General features: G+C 40.0%; 21 protein-coding genes and 1 pseudogene. All 22 read right to left on the bottom strand.

Annotation, left to right across the window (positions count from 1 at the left end):
* Nucleotides 1-97: 97 nt before the first annotated feature.
* The 22 genes and pseudogenes from Q0791_RS05455 to Q0791_RS05560 all read right to left on the bottom strand — a co-directional run bounded on the left by Q0791_RS05455 (nucleotide 98) and on the right by Q0791_RS05560 (nucleotide 18,133).
* Entirely contained in the window at nucleotides 98-880 is a 783-nt protein-coding gene (locus Q0791_RS05455) for a metal ABC transporter permease (protein ID WP_299003598.1), read from the bottom strand.
* Nucleotides 881-951: 71 nt separating this feature from the next.
* Complete coding sequence (locus Q0791_RS05460; RefSeq protein WP_299003690.1) at nucleotides 952-1,875, bottom strand: zinc ABC transporter substrate-binding protein; 924 nt, start codon at nucleotides 1,873-1,875, stop codon at nucleotides 952-954.
* Nucleotides 1,859-3,013 carry a hypothetical protein gene (locus tag Q0791_RS05465; protein ID WP_299003691.1) on the bottom strand — a complete coding sequence of 385 codons (1,155 nt, stop codon included), beginning with the start codon at nucleotides 3,011-3,013 and terminating at the stop codon, nucleotides 1,859-1,861. The genes Q0791_RS05460 and Q0791_RS05465 overlap by 17 nt, the downstream gene beginning before the upstream one ends.
* Nucleotides 3,014-3,363: 350 nt before the next feature.
* Complete coding sequence (locus Q0791_RS05470) at nucleotides 3,364-3,663, bottom strand: hypothetical protein (RefSeq protein WP_299003600.1); 300 nt, start codon at nucleotides 3,661-3,663, stop codon at nucleotides 3,364-3,366.
* Between the two features lie 263 nt (nucleotides 3,664-3,926).
* On the bottom strand, nucleotides 3,927-5,075 hold the full coding sequence (locus Q0791_RS05475; RefSeq protein ID WP_299003602.1) for an acetyl-CoA C-acetyltransferase: 1,149 nt from the start codon (nucleotides 5,073-5,075) through the stop codon (nucleotides 3,927-3,929).
* Nucleotides 5,076-5,262: 187 nt separating this feature from the next.
* A complete protein-coding gene (locus Q0791_RS05480) occupies nucleotides 5,263-5,745 on the bottom strand; it encodes a hypothetical protein (protein ID WP_299003604.1) in 483 nt (160 codons plus the stop codon).
* Between the two features lie 192 nt (nucleotides 5,746-5,937).
* Nucleotides 5,938-6,813: an alpha/beta hydrolase gene (locus tag Q0791_RS05485; RefSeq protein ID WP_299003606.1), complete on the bottom strand. Its 876-nt coding sequence runs from the start codon at nucleotides 6,811-6,813 to the stop codon at nucleotides 5,938-5,940.
* Between the two features lie 444 nt (nucleotides 6,814-7,257).
* Nucleotides 7,258-7,833: pseudogene (locus tag Q0791_RS05490) on the bottom strand (transposase); the annotation flags it as partial.
* Between the two features lie 235 nt (nucleotides 7,834-8,068).
* Nucleotides 8,069-8,656, bottom strand: a complete 588-nt coding sequence (locus Q0791_RS05495) for a hypothetical protein (protein WP_299003608.1) — start codon at nucleotides 8,654-8,656, stop codon at nucleotides 8,069-8,071.
* A gap of 14 nt (nucleotides 8,657-8,670) precedes the next feature.
* The gene (locus tag Q0791_RS05500; protein WP_299003610.1) at nucleotides 8,671-9,264 is read right to left on the bottom strand and encodes a hypothetical protein; all 594 of its coding nucleotides are present in this window, start codon (nucleotides 9,262-9,264) and stop codon (nucleotides 8,671-8,673) included.
* Between the two features lie 9 nt (nucleotides 9,265-9,273).
* The gene (locus tag Q0791_RS05505) at nucleotides 9,274-10,380 is read right to left on the bottom strand and encodes a hypothetical protein (protein WP_299003612.1); all 1,107 of its coding nucleotides are present in this window, start codon (nucleotides 10,378-10,380) and stop codon (nucleotides 9,274-9,276) included.
* Between the two features lie 32 nt (nucleotides 10,381-10,412).
* On the bottom strand, nucleotides 10,413-10,838 hold the full coding sequence (locus Q0791_RS05510; protein ID WP_299003614.1) for a hypothetical protein: 426 nt from the start codon (nucleotides 10,836-10,838) through the stop codon (nucleotides 10,413-10,415).
* 173 nt (nucleotides 10,839-11,011) lie between these two features.
* Nucleotides 11,012-11,497: a hypothetical protein gene (locus tag Q0791_RS05515; protein ID WP_299003616.1), complete on the bottom strand. Its 486-nt coding sequence runs from the start codon at nucleotides 11,495-11,497 to the stop codon at nucleotides 11,012-11,014.
* Between the two features lie 129 nt (nucleotides 11,498-11,626).
* On the bottom strand, nucleotides 11,627-12,079 hold the full coding sequence (locus tag Q0791_RS05520) for a hypothetical protein (protein WP_299003618.1): 453 nt from the start codon (nucleotides 12,077-12,079) through the stop codon (nucleotides 11,627-11,629).
* The gene (locus Q0791_RS05525) at nucleotides 12,076-13,164 is read right to left on the bottom strand and encodes a hypothetical protein (protein WP_299003620.1); all 1,089 of its coding nucleotides are present in this window, start codon (nucleotides 13,162-13,164) and stop codon (nucleotides 12,076-12,078) included. Before Q0791_RS05525 ends, Q0791_RS05520 begins: the two co-directional genes overlap by 4 nt.
* Nucleotides 13,165-13,640: 476 nt before the next feature.
* Entirely contained in the window at nucleotides 13,641-14,186 is a 546-nt protein-coding gene (locus tag Q0791_RS05530) for a hypothetical protein (RefSeq protein WP_299003621.1), read from the bottom strand.
* Between the two features lie 10 nt (nucleotides 14,187-14,196).
* Nucleotides 14,197-14,604, bottom strand: a complete 408-nt coding sequence (locus Q0791_RS05535) for a hypothetical protein (RefSeq protein ID WP_299003623.1) — start codon at nucleotides 14,602-14,604, stop codon at nucleotides 14,197-14,199.
* Between the two features lie 173 nt (nucleotides 14,605-14,777).
* Nucleotides 14,778-15,197, bottom strand: a complete 420-nt coding sequence (locus Q0791_RS05540; protein ID WP_299003625.1) for a hypothetical protein — start codon at nucleotides 15,195-15,197, stop codon at nucleotides 14,778-14,780.
* Nucleotides 15,198-15,339: 142 nt separating this feature from the next.
* Nucleotides 15,340-15,885, bottom strand: a complete 546-nt coding sequence (locus Q0791_RS05545; RefSeq protein ID WP_299003627.1) for a hypothetical protein — start codon at nucleotides 15,883-15,885, stop codon at nucleotides 15,340-15,342.
* On the bottom strand, nucleotides 15,885-16,286 hold the full coding sequence (locus tag Q0791_RS05550; protein WP_299003629.1) for a hypothetical protein: 402 nt from the start codon (nucleotides 16,284-16,286) through the stop codon (nucleotides 15,885-15,887). The genes Q0791_RS05545 and Q0791_RS05550 overlap by 1 nt, the downstream gene beginning before the upstream one ends.
* A gap of 331 nt (nucleotides 16,287-16,617) precedes the next feature.
* Nucleotides 16,618-17,049: a hypothetical protein gene (locus Q0791_RS05555; RefSeq protein WP_299003631.1), complete on the bottom strand. Its 432-nt coding sequence runs from the start codon at nucleotides 17,047-17,049 to the stop codon at nucleotides 16,618-16,620.
* A 34-nt stretch (nucleotides 17,050-17,083) separates the two neighbouring features.
* Nucleotides 17,084-18,133 (bottom strand): hypothetical protein, encoded by a 1,050-nt coding sequence (locus Q0791_RS05560; RefSeq protein WP_299003633.1) that lies wholly within the window; start codon nucleotides 18,131-18,133, stop codon nucleotides 17,084-17,086.
* Nucleotides 18,134-18,158 lie beyond the last annotated feature (25 nt).

Below are 18,158 nucleotides of genomic sequence, written 5' to 3' on the forward strand. Positions count from 1 at the left end.
GAGCCAGAATACACGACTCAATATATTGTTTACACTTGTATGCTGAATAAATGTAAATAATAAGTTTCTAGCTAACTTTATGATGCTACTTATTGCTTCATAAATGATCTTTTTTATCACACAGCTTTAACGTAATTCTCATAACAAGCGCACTCAGAGCTAAACAAGCCACAATCACGGCACCGCTAGGCAAGTCTAAGCCTGCAGATAATAGAAGGCCGCCGCAATAGCCAAAAATGCCGACTAAATAAGCTAACGCTAAACTGAAACGACCATAATAACGGTTAATCGCCAGTGCAGGTAAAATTAAACTACTGAAAACAAGATACACACCCACCAGCTCAACAGACAAAGTGATCACTATGGCAAAAATCAGATAAAAAGCTCGTCCCTCTAATAGACTCGGTCTTAATAAAATGAGCAATAAAACGCATGTATATACTATCGCTGGCAGCACTAATTGCGATAAGTTAACCCAAAGAATTTGCCCAGACAATAATTGCTTAAGTAATTCTGCACCATGGGGATCATTCGCGAGAATTAACATAGCCGCTACGGCCGCTAACACATAGAAACAACCGATAAAGGCCTCAAGTTCATCCTGCATTCGCTTTGATAGCCAAGCAATAATCCCCGCGCCTGCAATGGCAAAAATAGCAGGCATCCAAACATTAGAAAATGGCAATTCGGCTAAGTCATGATGTAAATGCCCAATAACCGTACCCAACGCAGCCACTTGCGCAATGGCCAAATCAATAAAAATAATCCCTCTTTTAAGCACTTGTTGGCCTAATACTACATGTGTTGACAAGACTAAAAGCCCTGCCAGTAGGGCCGGAATTAAAATCGATACTAGCTCTATATCAATACTCAAAATCATTCCCCTTACGTGATAAAAAAGAGCATCAATTTGATGCTCTTTTACGTATTCATTTATAATATATAAAGCCTTTATTGCTGCTGTGTTTTTTCCACATTTAGCAATAAAGTTAATGTGCTAGTATACAGACTAAACAAGTCTTGGCTTGCATCATTGCCACCCACAGACATAGGCAAAGTGATCACAGGTAAATTAGCTCGCTCACCTAACCATAACGCTCCTCGATCATCTTGATAAGAGGCAATGAGAATAGCCATGACTTTTTGATCCGCTGCGCTTTTCAGTAGCTGGGCTAAATGTGCGCTGCTTGGGGGTAAACCTGGCTTAGGTTCAAGATCCCCGACTTGCTCAATGCCAATCCAATCAAACAAATAACGAAAGCTTGAATGGTAAGCAATCACTTTTTGCCCTTTCAACGGCGCCGCCATGGCTTGCCACTTCACCATAGTCTCACTCCAGCGCTTTGAAAAGCTAGCTAAATTGGCTTGGTATTGTGCGCGGTTATCACTATCTAATTGAATCAACTTGTCCGTCAATGCTCGAGCGATTTTTAATACCCTTTCTGGAGAAAAATGAATATGAGGGTTACCTTTGGCATGAACATCCCCTTGACTTAAATCCACACTCTCAAGTTTATCTAAGGTATCAATTTGATCCGCTGCAAAAAACAGACCTTGATCCCTTGAACGTACCTTGGCATTGGCCGATTTCATTTGCAGCATAGGCAACCAACCGATTTCAAGATCGGCGCCCGCACAAACCGCCAGATCCGCTTGGCGCATTTTAGCAATTAAGCTGGGCCTTGCTTGCACTTGATGAGGATCTTGCATCGCTGTCGTCGCAGTATACACCTTCGCCTTTGGCGCAAGCTCCTTGGCAAGTGATGCGTACTCTGGCTCACAGGCAAAAATATTTAATTGCGCATAACTCAGTGACGAGAACGCCATACTCAAGCCTAAAGCGGCTATTTTCATAAAATTAGAATTGATGCGCACCATGAGCTCCTAATGTCATAACATATTGAAGAGTAAAAACGTTATCATTTTCTATATCGCCAAAGTTAGTGCCTTTTTGCAAGGTATATTGCAGACGAACCGTAGAGAAATGACTGTGATGCCAAGACACACTGACATCGGTTTCTTTTAGCTTTTGTTTTTCAAAAGCCTCTTCATGAAGCTCCATGGTCTCCACTTCGCCATATCTCAGACCCACACTCCACTGCGGCGCTAACTGATACACGCCACTTAAATACCAACCTTGCTGATAATCCCTTGAACTAGGATAAGTATATACCCCTTCTTCGGGGGCAAAATCCGTTAAACGGATCCATTCACCACTCACCGCTAAATTCTGATATTTGTAATTCCCTTTAGGTGCCCATTTATACACAAAATCGGCAACGTACATATTTTGCCCCGTATAGGCAGCATCATGGCTATGCTCATCTTCACTATCGCTGTGATCATGGTCGTGATCATGCTCTTCTGCGGTTAAACGGCCATTTTTGTTATGCAAATAACTCAAGCCCGCTTGCCACGAACTTTCGATACCAATATCACCGCCCACTTTAGTGTAAACCGTGTACACACCTAGATTGTCATATTCACGCTCATTGTGATCATCTGCAGCGCGCATGCTATCACCTTGAAAAATCTCAGCCCCTAAGGTCCAATACACATCGGTAGGCGCAAGATAGGTTAAGCGTGCGCCATCATCATAATAATGGCTGCCTAGAAAAGCGCGGTAAACGGCGGGTCTATCCACAAAAGAGTCAGTATGCACATGCTGATTATTTAAATAACCAATATCGGATAAGAAGCGGCCCCCACGAATAGCAAAACCTGCAGGCATGGCTAAGGTTTGAATAAAGGCTTCTTCAAGACCAATTTCCGTTTCACCGTCATTGACTTCCAAGACAGTGGTGAGTTTGCCATAGAACATATCATCAATATTGGCACTGAGTGCCAACTCATTATGCCCCATTCCAAAACCTTCAGTGGCTTCTGACAATGGACGGTCAGTATTTTGGTAATAGCCATCCAATACTACACTAATGGCTGGGTTGGTGAGAGTCGGTGTTTCTGCCCATGTTGTTGCAGAAAATAAGCCGCAAAGCAGCCCAGTAAAGGTCATATGTTTATTGAACACTGTAAATTCCTCTTACATTATTATTTTAAATGCTATTTTGTCTCTTGCGCTCAACAAATGACTTCACTAAAAGATACATACAGTGAAAGCCAAAAAGCGCCAATAATAAAATAAGGCATACATAAAAGTGCTTAAAAATGGATGAAAAACATCACCTAAGCTAATAAAGGTGTTATGAGCGTCATAAAGCGGACCCAAAAAACCTCATCGGCCAACTAGGGGCAGATATGACTCGGGCTTTTAACTTGTACTCTTAACTTACACTCTTGAATAGTAAGAGTACAAAAATTACCCAATGACTTGCCGCTAATAAGCCAAGATCCGCATGCTCAGAACTATGCAATACCTTGATAGGTAAGAGGTGGGGCGCGGCTATTAAAATAGCGCGAAACAGGATGAGAATAGCTCTCACAAGAAAACGTGACTGCAATATAGCTCTGCTTAACTTGCAGTACAGTGATATCAACTTGTGGAAGATACTTATTATAATGATGTAAATGAAAACATAAGGTGCAATGTTTTTTTGCACCGTCATCAAGATGACTAACATGGTGGGCTTGAGCGGCAAATGACAAGCACATCAAGACTACACTCAGCCACAAGGCTAAGGCGCGTCTGCTGCGTTGACTCATCATTGGATTATTCCACTCATGTTGATCATGTTACTCATGTAAAAAGGAAGCTTCTTTCATAAAAGGTGGTGATTATATTGATTATCATGTTTTTCAATTGTTGTTTTTTCACCACTTAGCTTTAAATATCGATTAACATGATATTCACCGCTAAAATTCTAGCATTAGTGTAAGGATCCCTTAATCTATGTCAAGTTAAGTCTTTACTGAATCATGACATTAATTAACAAAAACCAACCAAAATGCAATAGCGGGAAACAAGGCCACTATAGTCTTTCGATAATGGTCACGTTGGCTAATCCGCCACCTTCGCACATGGTTTGCAATCCAAACCGCCCCCCGGTTCTTTCCAGCTCATGTAATAATGTCGTCATCAATTTGGTACCTGTGGCCCCCAGAGGATGCCCCAGCGCAATGGCGCCACCATTAACATTGGTTTTGCTATAATCAAAGCCCGTTTCTTGCAGCCAAGCCATAGCCACAGACGCAAAGGCTTCATTAATTTCCACTAAGTCAATATCATTTAAGGTCATGTTCGCTTTTTTTAACGCTCGCTTTGTGGCCTCAATGGGTGCGGTCAGCATCCAAATAGGATCGTCACCACACACACTCATGTGATGAATACGCGCACGAGGCGTCAAGTGATAACGCTCCAGCGCCACCTTTGACACAATTAACATGGCCGATGCGGCATCGCTAATTTGCGACGCCACGGCGGCAGTCAATTTGTCACAACCAAAGAGACTACCCAGCTGCGCCATTTTCTCAAGTGATGACTCCCGCGCAGTTTCATCCATCAATAAGCCTTCAAGAGGCACCACTTCCCTATCGAATCGGCCTTTGGCAATCGCGGTTAATGCTCTGCGGTGTGACTCAAGTGAATAACGCTCTAAATCCTCACGACTAAAACCCCATTTATCGGCAATCATTTGCGCCGCTTGGTATTGAGTTGGCATCACCTCGCCATAGCGGCTGACCCAGCCTGTCGATCCTGTAAAAGGATCGCTAAACCCCATAGATTCTGCCACTGTCATCGCCGAACCAATAGGAATGGGCGTCATGGTCTGCACGCCCCCCACCGCTATCACATCCATAGTGCCCGACATCACAGCTTGCGCGGCAAAATGCACAGCCTGTTGTGACGAGCCGCATTGCCTATCAATGGTGACACCTGGCACGCTTTGACTCAATCCTGCGCTCAACCAAGCTGTACGCGCAATATTGGCCGTTTGCGAGCCAATATTATCTAGGCAACCAAAAATCACATCATCATAGTCATCATCAGGAATGCCATTGCGATCAACCAAAGTTTTTAACACATGCGCCCCTAAATCGGCGGCATGCACGTGGGATAGGCTGCCTTTTCGCCTGCCAGTGGGGCTTCTTAATGCATCAACTATATAGGCTTGGGTCATGCTTTTCTTCCTTGTCTTATTCTTCGTTATAATGACTCATTGCTATGTTTGTATATAAAAGAGTACCATCCATTAACTCAGCCGGAATTCTCCCCACCATAGCATGGGCGCCAATCTGTGCGGCTACTAACAATTAATAATTGCCTGCCCATATAACTCTATGTCCATATAACTCTACATGTTACAGTTAGTTAAGACTTGGATGAAGATAAAATTGAGGATTATTTTTATAATATTCTTTTTCACGATCTTTAACTTGTTTATTGAAATAAAACTTTTCTTTCTTCATGATATAATTCCTGACATATTTAAAATCATAACTATTAGAATTATTTCTAATTTTATCCTCTATAGGACTTTCTGCTGTAACATTATTTTTTACCATATCTTTTTGGAAAAAAAACTTTTCTGGTGATGTTGTTGTACTGACACATTTATAAATTACAATCAGTTTATTTTTTTTGGTTTCTTTACCAAATATTCTAACTCCTTTCTGTAAAATATAAATAATTTGCTTTTCAAAAACAAAGACATTAGCAGATTCAACAGGTAAAACTGTATCATTAGATGCTTTATATTGGTTATAACATAAATCTAATGCAGACTGATATTCATCACTCCAAACATTGAAACTGATTAACAGTAATAAAATTGTAATAATTTTTTTCATTGTTATAGCCTTATACCAATAGGATTATCATCAAAAATCCCACAATTACTGACTCCATAACTACACCTTGCAACTCCGATATTTTTACCTTCCATTACCCCCAAATAAATATTGGTGCCTTTTGGTTGTGAATTAAGCCACCTTATATCATTAGAACTCTTATCATAATTTTGTGATCCATATATGTCTTAGTTAATCATTTTCTGGCGATTCGGCCTTCAGAAACGCAAGTACATCGTAATCGAATTGCTTGGGATTCTGTAAGAAAGAAAAGTGGCTGACATTCTTCTGAATCACCAGTCGAGCTCCTGGAATACTGTTGGCCAGAAACTCGGTATCTGATCGTTTTATCGCTTCGTCATGATCGCCGTCGACGATCCATACTGGTGTGTGAATTTTTGCCAATTCCTGTTTGGTAAAATCTGGGTGTGTTGCCCACATTGTGGTGACGTTTTTGGAGAATTTTACATAGCCGTTTGGCGTTGGAGACAGTGCCTGATATTCCTTCTTGGTTCTTGCAGAAAACGTTTGAAAAACAGGGCTTTTTGAGGTGTCTTTTACGCCGCTTGGGTTCGAATTGGCCGCGAACGCAAAGACGCGTGTCAGGCGCTTGGGGTATTGCATGGCCATATCGAGACCGACGATTGCGCCGTCACTCCAGCCGATAACTGCCGCTTTGAAAATTTTCAGATGATCCATCAGGCCGACAACATCGCTGCTTAACAGCTTGTAGGTCAGTTGTTGGCCATCATTTGAACTGCGTCCGTGGCCTCGTGTATCCATCACGATGACGCGGTATTTTTTATCCAGCACAGGCACAAGGTCGCCAAAATAGTTGGCATTGGCGAGCCCGCCGTGAAGCAGTATTACTGGTTTGCCCTTGCCAAATTCCGCATACCAGATTTCTGCGCCGTTCACTTTGGCATACCCGCTTGCAGTTGGGTTGGGTAATTTGGGTGTTGGCGGCAATGTTTGCCAGAGGGGCTTGGTGCCCGCCGTTACGCTTGCGCACAGAAGCACCAGGCTAAGAGCGAAAATACGGCTACAAGTAAAATTAAGCGCTTTCATTGTCCGATCCCTCATGACTCCAATTTGGTAGCTGCTCCGATATGGAAATTCGATTGTAATCCTCCGCAATTATAGATGCTACAGCGGCAATCGTAAGCCATAACGAAAGATCTTGGCTAACCTGTACAACGACAATTAAAAAAAATCAATCAAAATCAATCAAGACATCCATAACATAAAATCAATCAAGAAAATCAATCAAGACATCCATAATTATTTTATTACACAACACTCCGAAATCTACAGGTCAAAAATCGGCTCTGGGTTCTGTATCGCTCACCCAAAGATTAATTTAACATCAAAACTGTCGGTAACCATATAAAATAAATTGATTTATGCGAATGACATGCAAGATAAGTGACTGAACTAATTTTTAGAAAGTATTCAGTATAATAAAAGAGTCGTGAGGTTAATGGCTAAAACGAAATACTCAATCAAACCCCATTAAGCACTATCAAGCCAACGATGACAATTTCCTGCACCTTGTCGTCGCTTTCGCTCTAAATGCGCACAATAAGCATCCAGCTCTTGCAAGCGACCAACAGGTCCTTTAAATAAACGCGTAAATTCAGTGGTCAATTTAAGCCAGTTATCAGATGGAATATTCAATCGATTGAGAATAGGCATAGCCGCATCACTTATTGCTCCTCGTTTATCGTTAAGACTATTATTAAGAATTAGCCGTCCCGTTTCATCGACCAACTGCAAATAATCATCCAAATGAAATGCTAACCCTTTTGGCATATCAAGCTTTTCATTACCCACAAACGCTAATAAGTTGGCTGGTTGTTCCCCTTTTAACGCAGCCTTTATGCGCATTCGAATACTGGTAAAATCCGAATCTTCAGGCGTCTTCGTCATTTTGGCGCGAATTGGATTCAAATCCACATAAGCCATACAAGCCAATACCGCAGCCTCATCCAATAATGCTTGAGATTTAAATCGCCCTTCCCAAAAACGTCCACTACATTTGTCCTCACTGTTCGCTTTTCTTGCTATAGGTTCATTTAACGCCCTCAACTCTTTTGAAAACATTAGCAACTGATATCACTTAGCCAACATCGAGACTAATGGCCCAGATTAAATAAGTAGCGAGTAAGTCAAAAGGAGTTAATTTTAATAACCAAGGCCTATTCAGACCTTGGCTAGGTGTCTGTGACTTTCAAAAGTCAAAAACAAGCTTGACTCAACGTGAAGCGTCCATATATGTCTTAGTTAATCCTTTAGTTAATCCTTAATTAATCCCTATATAACTTTATTCCATAGCTGAATATATTTCTACTTGACCGTCAGTATAGTAATATACACCAAAAGATTTTCGTTCAAGACTATTGGAAAATACAAAAACAATATGGTTTTTTGTATATTTAGTCTTTACTGAAATACTCTGTAATTCACTATAACAAAAAGCCTCTAAATCTATGTGTTTGTATTTATCAATACCTTTCCCACTACAAATATTATCTATCGTTACATTAAGTTGATTAAATGATTTTATTGTTACTTTTCCATCATACTTACCTTCTATTGGGTAAAAGGCCTCTTCTGAGGAACAATGATTCTCTTTTAATGATGAAAGGTGTATTGCTTCTTCAGATAAGAAATCTTCATATATTCCATCTTTTATAAAAATCGTTATCAACTTTCGAGTACAAACTCCCTCTTCATATACAGGAGTGAAATTAACGATAATTCTAGAATACTCCTCTCTCATTTCTAATGAATTGATATACTCAAAAGTCACACCATTATCTAATCGAAAATAAGCCGTATCACTCGCTAACACACGATTAGGAAGCAATAACAAATAAACAATAATAAATTTTAAAAATTGATTAATCACTATAACTCCCAATGCTATTTCTTCACTGGATTTTTACAGCTTTCTGGCGCAAATAAGCCACAATAAGATGACGCAATAGCCAAAGCTCCTTCATCGGCACGAAAAAACAATACGCCTCTCTTTCTAGAATAAAACATATAATCGCTCGTGTATCCTGTAACTGTATTTTTAAGACGGACAGAATACCCTTCTAAATTCTGATCTAAAATAGAATATTCTTGCAATATAGGCAAAGATATAATGCTGTTTTTGCCCACCTCATAAACCAGCGGCTTATCTAAATCACCATTAACTAAATTATCAGTGACAAAAATATAATGTTCCCCATACTTAATACAATGCTTAGGGAAATCAGCAGGGCAGTTGTTTATTTTATACAACCCACCTCCGAATGACATCACACTATCTGCTAAGTTAATCATTACACTTGGACCTGACAATATACTATAACGTATCTCAATGGCTGATTTTCTCTTGAACACCCCCTCGTCGGACAGATAATAATCACCGTCAGAATTTGGTGTAATTTGTGCAAAAGCAGGTTGCACAAATTGCAGCCCTTCAAACAAACAAACACTCAACAATACAATGTATTTCAACGTTTTCATTTTCTGCCACTACCTTGTTGGAGACAACCATATATTATCATAATCCCCCCTTGCAGTGTTATTAATACCTTTCATTATGTCATCCACAAAGTTCACCGTTTGATTACCCGCATCTTCAAAACCTAATACAGCATGGGTAGCTTCATGAGCTAAAATTCGAGTATTACTCACTGAAATAGGAGCAGACGGAGCATTCATATCAAACATACTCATCTCCGATGCTAAATCCACTGCCATGAGGTTAGTATTAAGGTAAGCCGCATTATCACCTATATCGTTTAACAATACCTCTAAAGGACTCTCTGCAGACAGTTGACTCTCTATTAATTGCCCTCCTTCTTGGGCAAAAATATCGGTAAAGCTTGATTCGACTTGTGCTAGTTCTTCAGCAGAAACAATACCTCCTGCTCCCCATTTTGATACTTGGACCTTACCATCGAATAAACTTGATGACTCACCTCTTATTGCTGAGTATTTTAATACCTTCGAGTCTTTTTGCGCTGCAGTTGCATGAGCCTCTCCACCTCCACTCCCAAACTCCCCTTTCATCGCCGAAGTCACAATAGAGATAAACGCAGCCGTTGCCGCACCATTGGCAAATTTCCCTCCATTTATGGCAGAAACCGTACCGCCAACCACAGCTGCAGAAATCGCTTTCATATAAGGATCGTCAACCCCGACTCCGCCACCAAAGGCCGCCCCAATCCCTGCTGCAATAAAGCCGTTACCAAACTTACCTCCTTGTAACTCGGCCGAAATGCCGCCCACCATTGCCTTAACAAAAGTACTCACATAAATATTACCTATTTGCCCTGCACCATAAGTTGCCGCACTGGTTGCAGCACTGATGGCTGCTGAACGATACGCAGCATTCATACTGCCCGTTTGGGCATAGGTTAAATTTTTACTAAACCATGCATTAAAGCCTATTGAGCAAGGACCACAATAATAAGTTGTCACTATCGTTCCTATTATTTGCACTGCCATAGCTAGATCAGGTTTATCGGCCATATAATCCATCGTTGGATGGGGTAGTTTCGTACTTATCCAAGAAATTGCCAATGCTTCAATAAAATACCCACTGGGATCGGTGGCATTGAGCGGGTTATTCAGCACATAACTATAGGCATTATAATTTTGCAGATTTATTAGTGGTGAGATGGCTGCACCACTGCACGACTTAACAATTTAACAATGCCTGTCCATATAATTTGTCCATAATTTGTCATGCCTGTCCATATAACTTCATTGTAATAACGTCCTCCATCACCAAGATCTGTATACTCTACTTCATGAAGCCTCCATTCTTGTTCATATTGATATACATCATGATTTTCAAATAAAACTAAATTCGGTATTTTAGATACAAAAACACTTAAAACATTTAAACCTGCCTTGCTCATTTGAGAAGCAATTGCTCCCTTCCCAGCTCCTAAAACTAAATTTGCTTCTTCATACTCTATATTGACTTCATATATTTTTTTCAGTTTAAATTTACCTGTTTTACGCCATTCAGTACTCTTTTTTCGCACACTTTCCCCAGCCTGATTCAACAAATACTGCATGGCAGCCATTCTCGCACCATTGGCCCTATTGTCTGTTATAAAGAGTACCTCCACTTAGAGCGGAGGCGGTACCGCCAATGGCAGCTGAAATAATAGTGCCACCGACGATTTCATGGGTTTTTAAATTAGCACCACCAGGTAAAAAGGCCCCGCCCGCCCCTTTGGTGACACCTGCACTCTTTTTATATAAGAAGTAAACCCATGGCCCCTATTGTCTGTATATAAAGAGTACCACCCATCAGTTCCGCTGAAATCCCCCCACCATAGCATGAGCACCGATTTGCGCCACCACTTCCACCAAATTCAATAAACCCATCTTTAGCCCAAATTCCGGCATCGACAACACTTTGATTAATCGTACCCACAGTATCAAAATAATTACCCACACCTTGTAATGCGTAACCCGCGGCGGCACTGATCACCCCCACCTTTAAGCCTGAAGATAAACTGCCTGTGGCCACAAAATTTGCATGACCATTATACAAAGCAGCACACCAGACTTGGCAAAATGGTACAAAATTCAATGCAGTGCTAATAACCGTATTAAGATACGGGATACTGTTCATAAATTCATGCACCGCCCACATACCTGTGATTTTCATCACGCCTTTGAGCAACTTCTTAAAAAAGTACCCACTAGGATCGGTGGCATTGAGCGGGTTATTCAATACGTATGAATAAGCATTATAATTTTGCAGATTTATTAGTGGTGAGATGGCTGCACCACAAGCGCGACTTAACTTTTACAATACCTGTCCATATAACGCATAGTGATATAACGTTAACTTGTAATTCATCTATGACTTACGGCTATACATGAATAAAGAAAAACTGATAATAAAAGCCATAAATAAAGTAAAAAATAGCACGCCTCCTTTATTATTTACTTTCTCGATACTCTCTTCTACAGTACGAATTTCCAAACCATCTATACTAAAACCTAAATAGTGGTTCTTATAATATGCTATCTTCACTGGATTATTATTAAATTTATTAATAAAAGTCTTATTACAAGGGAAGTTTAACGGCAGAGAAATATAATCATCTACTACCTTATGGTCAGAATAAATCACTCTGAATTTAACTCCTTTTATTGAACGAGACTCAACACATTGAGCTCCAACAGCGATTCCCTTTTTAATGGAGATTTCTGTCTCATCAATTTCTTGAGACTTTAAGAATAAAGCCAAAAACCCCCAACAGAACCAAACTAACGCAATAAATAAAAATATCAGATTATTATTCCTCATTGACTTTCAACCGCCTTATTTAACTGCTGTACTGTATTAACTGTAGAAAAGATATCAAGTGAAGTAATTCCAAGTGTTCCTGCAGTATAAGGCTGAATAGATTGCATCAACAAGCCCTTATATGCAGCGTTGATCGACATAGTCGCAGTAACAAAATCCGTCCCCAAAGCTATATTAGCCGCTTGTAAATCAGTTGCCCCTAAATCGGAAGCAAGTGTTATAAGAGGATCATTACCTGTAGCAGCTTTTGTTAGTTGTCTCATAGCATCAGCACTAAGAACAACTGTAAGCCCGCATGTCGCCCCACTACTTACACATCCAATTCCAGCTATTGTTGCACCAGTACCAGATAGAGCTCCATTGATTAAAGCTGCTGTCTGCTCTTCATTTAATAAATGCCTCTTTTCTAATCCAGAAATACCATGACACCTTCCTTTACATGCAAGCTGCCGCTTCACACTTTCCCCAGCCTGATTCATCAAATACTGCATGGCAGCCATTTGAGCCCCGTTAGCAAACTTACCGCCACTGAGCGCGGAGGCGGTACCGCCAATGGCAGCTGAAATGATGGTACCACGGACAATTTCACGATTTTTTAAGTTAGCACCACCGGGTAAAAATGCACCGCCCGCGCCTTTGGTGACCCCTGCTGAGATGAAACCATGGCCAAACTTACCGCCTTGTAACTCAGCACTGATCCCGCCGACCATAGCATGGGCGCCAATTTGCGCCACCACTTGCCCTGAGGTTAACATGTTACCACCAAAACTGACCATAGAATCGATCATCGCTTGTTCAGCGGCAGCATTTCCAGCATCAACAATATCAGCAATATTCAAATCCGATGCAGTGCCAAATTGCTCACCAATCCCTTGCAAGGCATAGCCTGCTGCGGCACTGATCGCCCCCACTTTAAATCCCGCTGTTAAGCTGCCTGTGGCCACAAAGGTACTCATGCCATTATGAAGGGCCGCGCACCACACCTGACAGCCAGGCACAAAATTTAATACTGTGCTGACCACCATATTAAGATACGGGATACTGTTCATAAATTCATGCACCGCCCACATACCTGTGATTTTCATCACGCCTTTGAGCAACTTCTTAAAAAAGTAACCACTAGGATCGGTGGCATTGAGCGGATTATTCAGTACATAGCTATAAGCATTGTAGTTTTGCAGATTTTATTAGTGGTGAGATGGCTGCACCACTGCACGACTTAACAATTTAACAATGCCAATGCCTGTCCACGTAACACCATAACGATACTTTCTAAGCAAATAATCTTGGGTTTCTTAATTAATCCTATTAATCATCCTGAGTTAATCTCAACAAAGCCCCTATCTATAGGGGCTTATGGATTAGCGAGGAGGATTTAATTGTGGGTGTCTTGGTTAATATTGTGTATATAAAGAGTGCCACCCATTAACTCGGCCGAAATTCTCCCCACCAATAGCATGGGCGCCAATTTGTGCGGCTACTAACAATTAACAATGCCTGTCCATATAACGACCATCATCCTTATTTTCATATTATTTTTTTGGTTGTTTTTCAAACAAAACTACCTCCCATTTGGTAAAAACCAAAGTATATATTTTTTAACATATATAAATAATATAGCCAAAGTAAATATTACACTCACAAGAGACAACTGAACAAAAAACAAATTCACGAATAAAAGCACAACCAGTGAAATTACTTTCATCTTAAAACCACTTGTTTTTTCTTCACCCAAAAGAATATAAAAAACAACAAACAGTGACATTAACATCATGAATTTATTAGATAAAGATATACCACCCCTATCGATAGCCTTCGCCTTTATGTCATTAATCATAATATCACGATTAATCTTTTCAGCTTTCTTTATTTTCACCATATTTTCAGGAGTAATATATTCCCGACCTTGAGAATCCTTATCTATAAATTCAGAAGTGGCAATGTGATTTTCTTTATTTTGTCTATCTATTTCTTCACCATAATTCGGCTCGCACTGATTAAATTTACATATTAAATACTCAATGCGTCCACTATTCACTGCTGAAAGAAAAAAGCAAATAACGATTACTGAATAAAATAAAATATTTAATTTTGAAAGCTTGGACATGTCCAACCGCCTACACACCAGTTTGTTTTGTTTCATGTAAAGATACATTTTCAACATCTGTCCACATAGTACTATGCGTCATAACTTCACTCCAGTAATAACGTCCTCCATCACCAAGATCTGTATACTCTACTTCATGAAGCCTCCATTCTTGTTCATATTGATATACATCATGATTTTCAAATAAAACTAAATTCGGTATTTTAGATACAAAAACACTTAAAACATTTAAACCTGCCTTGCTCATTTGAGAAGCAATTGCTCCCTTCCCAGCTCCTAAAACTAAATTTGCTTCTTCATACTCTATATTGACTTCATATATTTTTTTCAGTTTAAATTTACCTGTTTTACGCCATTCAGTACTCTTTTTTCGCACACTTTCCCCAGCCTGATTCAACAAATACTGCATCGCAGCCATTCTTGCACCATTGGCCCTATTGTCTGTTATAAAGAGTACCTCCACTTAGAGCGGAGGCGGTACCGCCAATGGCAGCTGAAATAATAGTGCCACCGACGATTTCATGGGTTTTTAAATTAGCACCACCAGGTAAAAAGGCCCCGCCCGCCCCTTTGGTGACCCCTGCACTCTTTTTATATAAGAAGTAAACCCATGGCCCCTATTGTCTGTATATAAAGAGTACCACCCATCAGTTCCGCTGAAATCCCCCCACCATAGCATGAGCACCGATTTGCGCCACCACTTCCACCAAATTCAATAAACCCATCTTTAGCCCAAATTCCGGCATCGACAACACTTTGATTAATCGTACCCACAGTATCAAAATAATTACCCACACCTTGTAATGCGTAACCCGCGGCGGCACTGATCACCCCCACCTTTAAGCCTGAAGATAAACTGCCTGTGGCCACAAAATTTGCATGACCATTATACAAAGCAGCACACCAGACTTGGCAAAATGGTACAAAATTTAATGCTGTGCTGACCACCATATTAAGATACGGGATACTGTTCATAAATTCATGCACCGCCCACATACCTGTGACTTTCATCACGCCTTTGAGTAACTTCTTAAAAAAGTACCCACTGGGATCGGTGGCATTAAGCGGATTATTCAGTACATAGCTATAAGCATTGTAGTTTTGCAGATTTTATTAGTGGTGAGATGACTGCACCACAGGACGACTTAACTCTTTAACAATGCCTGTCCACGTCACATATTTTTTTTCCAAAGCCATACGCTTTTTCTGACCAAAAAACACGGGTATCATCAAAGTAGCTAAAACCTAATAATCCATATGCCTGTGAATAAATAAATTTCATTTCAATATAATTATATGGAATAGGAAATAAATTAATTGGTCCTGAAATAATATATAAATCTGTGTATGTTTGCCCTAATAATTCAAAAGAAACATTTTTACCTGAAACTGAAAATGTTAAATTATCAACTGTCCATGATGTTGAACTTTCATTTAAATTTTTTGGCACATAAAAAGCTATTCCAAAAGAATCAAAACAAAAGTATTTTGACTCAGTACCACAAAACTTCGTCAAAGCTCTTCGATCACCGCCAAAAGTCACAAAACCTTCAGTTGGAGTCGTTTGATCTATCAAATAAGTTTCTTTGGTAAATGAACCTCTATATAAAAATTTTCGACTATCCGCAAATACATTAAAGCTACTGCATATTGTCAATAAAAATATAATGAAAAAAGATTCTCTATTACTTATAGTCATTAATTATTTCCCCCTTTATACATTTCCAATATTCTCTTGCCATAATCATCAGCGCCATATTCACTTCTACTGTCATCAAAATGCCCAAGTTCATGTCCATAAGTGACAATTGCTTCCTCTAATGTTGCGGCACCTAAAGCTGAAATTTCAATCTTAGCTTTCAAAGGGCCCCAACCTCTTGTCGGTACGGGAATATGCATGCCGTGTGCTGCTTCTCCCTCATGAAAAAGCTCTTCAACATAATCAACTGAAAGTACTTCATATAATTTATCTGTGGGCGGCTTAACTTTTCCACTTTCTATTAATTCATCAACTATCTCAACAGCATCAGATATATTTTTCTTGAAGAGCTGCTTCGCACTCTCCCCAGTCTGATTCAACAAATACTGCATGGCCGCCATTTGAGCACCATTGGCCCTATTGTCTGTTATAAAGAGTACCTCCACTGAGAGCGGAGGCGGTACCGCCAATAGCGGCTGAAATGATGGTGCCACCGACAATTTCACGGGTTTTTAAGTTTGCACCACCGGGTAGAAAGGCGCCACCAGCACCTTTGGTAACCCCTGCACTCTTTTTATATAAGAAGTAAAGCCATGACCCCTATTGTCTGTATATAAAGAGTACCGCCCATTAATGATGGCTGTCCATATAACTTCTAAAACAAGCTTGACTCAACGGGAGCGTCCATATGTCTTAATTAATTTGTTAACAATGCCTGTCCATATAACTCTACTAAAAGTCAACTAGTATTTTGTTGCTAAACATACACTTTTCCATAGTAAAGTAATTCTTACACAACAATGCTGTAACATATAATTTTTTATGTGGTGGAGAATATATAATATCAACAAGATCTTTATCTATAATTTTTCCAGATATTCCATAACGATCTACGACAATTTTATTACTTAGGCTACATCCTGAATTTAACGTTGTTGATTGCCTAAAAATTTTCCCTTTCATATCTTCAATCAAAAAACTGATCCCTGAATGAGGTTCAACGCACATAATATAATCTAAATTGATTTTAGATTTTGAGTAATTATAAATTGACACACCTAACTTATCTTTATTTTCTAATTGTTCTAATTTAAATTCAATTTTTGATACTGCTTGTAATGGTACAAACAACAAAAATAGTATAAAAAAATAATATTTCTTCATAAACAGCCCCTACATAAGGCAAAGTGAATATTACTCACTTATTTAATTGATCATTATAATATTCAATAAAATTCAAATTTTCTTGAATGCCCCTTGTAAAACCTGTTAAATCAACATTATTGATTTCCCATTGATGAGCTTCAATTTGATTTTGGTAGTATAAACTGGTGCCAGGATAACCTAATTTCCCTTCTTGATATTGAATAGTATGTATATTTTCATGTCCAACTGTTGAGATCAATGCTTCTATTGATTTAAAAGCATCAGCACCAATCCTTACTTTACCCGTTTGAGAAGTATCCCCATAGAATGTTTTATTTACATACTTGAACTCATGTTCAATCATATGCTCTTCTGTTATTCCTAAATATTTTCCAGCCTCATAAACCGCACCTTGTCTATTTTTTTGTAAAAGTTTCACCATAATTCTTTTTCTTTGTGCGTTCCTCTTCGCACTCTCCCCAGTCTGATTCAACAAATACTGCATAGCTGCCATTCTCGCACCGTTAACAAACTTCCCTCCACTGAGCGCGGAGGCGGTACCGCCAATGGCGGCTGAAATGATGGTGCCACGGACAATTTCACGGGTTTTTAAGTTGGCACCGCCGGGTAAAAAGGCACCGCCCGCGCCTTTGGTGACCCCTGCTGAGATGAAGCCGTGACCAAACTTACCTCCCATGAGCTCTGCAGAAATGCCGCCGACCATAGCATGAGCGCCGATTTGCGCCACCACTTGCCCTGAGGTTAACAAGTTACCACCAAAACTGACCATAGAATCGATCATCGCCTGTTCAGCGGCTGCATTTCCTGCATCGGCAATGGCAGCAATATTCAAATCCGATGCCGTGCTAAATTGCTCACCAATCCCTTGCAAGGCATAGCCTGCGGCGGCACTGATCACCCCTACCTTAATACCTGCCGTTAAGCTGCCTGTAGCCACAAAGGTACTCATACCATTATGTAAGGCAGCGCACCACACCTGACAACCCGGCACAAAATTTAATACTGTGCTGACCACCATATTAAGATACGGGATACTGTTCATAAATTCATGCACCGCCCACATGCCTGTGATTTTCATCACGCCTTTGAGCAACTTCTTAAAAAAG

Origin of the sequence: uncultured Shewanella sp. (assembly GCF_947495455.1) — a bacterium.
GTDB lineage: Bacteria > Pseudomonadota > Gammaproteobacteria > Enterobacterales > Shewanellaceae > Shewanella.